Source organism: Paraburkholderia sp. RL17-373-BIF-A (assembly GCF_046030175.1).
Lineage (GTDB): Bacteria > Pseudomonadota > Gammaproteobacteria > Burkholderiales > Burkholderiaceae > Paraburkholderia.
This window is the reverse complement of record NZ_JARESO010000207.1, coordinates 1-2,300: the sequence shown is the minus strand read 5'-3', so window position 1 is coordinate 2,300 and position 2,300 is coordinate 1. Positions and strand designations below refer to the sequence as shown.

General features: G+C 60.0%; 3 protein-coding genes. All 3 read left to right on the top strand.

Annotated features, from left to right (window positions below; translation table 11 throughout):
- Positions 1-590 (top strand): diguanylate cyclase (locus P0D80_RS49635; RefSeq protein ID WP_408295941.1); only part of this gene is annotated, 590 nt, incomplete at its 5' end.
- A gap of 193 nt (positions 591-783) precedes the next feature.
- On the top strand, positions 784-1,098 hold the full coding sequence (locus P0D80_RS49630) for a hypothetical protein (RefSeq protein WP_408295939.1): 315 nt from the start codon (positions 784-786) through the stop codon (positions 1,096-1,098).
- Positions 1,099-1,873: 775 nt separating this feature from the next.
- Positions 1,874-2,300 (top strand): SDR family oxidoreductase (locus P0D80_RS49625; RefSeq protein ID WP_408295944.1); only part of this gene is annotated, 427 nt, incomplete at its 3' end.

Below are 2,300 nucleotides of genomic sequence, written 5' to 3'. Positions count from 1 at the left end.
CCTGGCGGGAGGTGCAGCGGCCAATCGTTTGGCCCGCCCTCGCGGATGTCACTGAGGTCAACAACCGACTCTATACCGGCGTTTTTAACCGTCGGTACTTCGACCGCGAACTGGCACTTCAATCGCAGCCGGAGTTCTGGAAAGAAGGCCGCAGTTTTGTCGGGATTGTCATGGTCGATATCGACGGATACAAGAGCTACAACGACCGATACGGTCATCAGGCTGACGATGAATGTGTGCGCGCAATAGCGCAAGCTATTGCATACTCGGTGAAACGTCCTGGAGACACAGTCGCGCGCTACGGTGGGGATGAGTTTTCATTGATTCTGAAGGAAACGGACCCGGACGGAGCGCGCGTAGTTTCCGAGCGCATCCGGCAGGCCGTTGAAAGTCTCCAGATTCCACATGTCGCTTCCGCCGCCGGTATTGTCACTGTCAGTTGCGGAGTGGCGGCGCAACAAGTGGACAGTGGCGGAGCCAGCCTTAGCCTGGTTGCGACCGCGGATAGTGCGCTATATGCGGCGAAGCGGCGAGGACGGAACCAGACATGTGCGGCCGGGGCCGACGACAAAGATGGCTCAGGATTGTGACGCGAACAGTGCATAGCAAACCACGGACAGCGGCCCTCTGTACTTGACGTAGCGAGTGCGGGCAAGCATGTTGCCGGGCGCGCAGAGCACCAGCCCTCTGGCGCCGGCAAACTTCAAGGCATTTACTGACACAAGGCACGTCCCTTGCGGCACCTATTCATGTGAGCGGCACACGCTTGCATGGAGGTGAGCCATGAAACATATAACCAGGACGTTTTTCGCTTCGACTCTCGTGATGGCACTCTCGCCAATTACATACGCACAAGCCGGCGGCGCCGCTGGCGGGCTCCCGACACCCGACGTCGGCGCCGGTTCGATGCAGCCCCCGAACGAGACGGGCTACGGGTCTCCCGACGTCACGGGTAGTGGCGACCGCGCGGCGCGCAGTAATCCTGCGACGGAGCGTTCCAATAGCGGCAAGACCAATGGTCTGAACAGGGGCACGCGTAGCGGCGCGAACAGCGACGTCAACGGTGGACCGGGCGGCTCAAGGGAAAACGGCCAGTAGTACGAAGGCTCTCGTCACGACTGTAGTGGCGTTCTACGCGCTGTCGGGCATGGCGTGTAGGCCACGTTGTGAGCTGGCACCGACGCGATAACAGCGGGTTGCACACCGAGTCAACATCGCTCAAGGGGCGAGACTTGGAATCGACAGCTTTCGACTAGTGCAACTCGCGACTCGCTGCCGCAATGCTGGAATGCGGGAACCGAGGCCCGCTCGAAGGGCTCGACGTCCTGCTCTCAGGCGACCTGTCGACTCATCTCCCGTCTGACCGAACGTAGGCGGGACGAGGGTTGCCGGGCGGCGTTGCCGTCAAGGCCGTAGGAAACGCGGTTGCCCCTGATTTCATGCAAGCTCCCGGGAACTCACTGTCCGGTTGGGTCGGCACCCAGCGGAGGTGTTGTGCTGGTGGAGGGGCATGCCGCGCGAACGCAGGAGTCGGCGGGTCTCGCGTTTAATCGAGCGCACCGTGAGTGTCGGGTTGGTGAACGCCGTTCGCTCGCCGGCCATCGGGGTTTTCCTTCTTGAAATCGCCTTGACAGAGATGCCAACCATATTCGATTATTTGATCATGCAGTGAACATTTGTTCATTTACGACGTTTGTATTGGTCTATTGACGCTGACGCCAATAGCAGCGCGAATGGTGTACCTGCCGGCACAAGCTTTTGTGAAGGGGAAGCCGCATTCGATGTCGCCCACGGGCTCAGCGGGCGATAGGCTGCCTAGGAAGATTGCCACCGGAGCAAGTGCGCGGTGACCGCCAACCAGGAGGATGAGGAAATGGCAGGAGAGCTGAAGGGCAAGGTCGCGGTTGTCACTGGCGCTGCTTCAGGCATTGGGCTGGCCAGCACAGAGGCATTATTGGCGGCAGGTGCCCGCGTTGTGCTCGTCGACCGCGATGATGCTGCACTGACGGCAATTTGCAGGCAACACGGCGACGCGGCGATTCCGCTAGTCGTAGATTTGCTCGACCCGACGGCTTGCTCAACGCTCGTGCCACGCGTGCTAGAAATCGCGGGGCAAATCGATATCCTGCACGCCAACGCCGGCACTTATGTCGGCGGCGACCTCGTGGACGCGGATACGGCAGCGATTGACCGCATGCTGAATCTCAACGTGAACGTGGTGATGAAAAACATTCACGATGTCCTGCCACACATGATAGCCAGACGGACCGGCGATATTATCGTAACCAGCTCACTTGCTG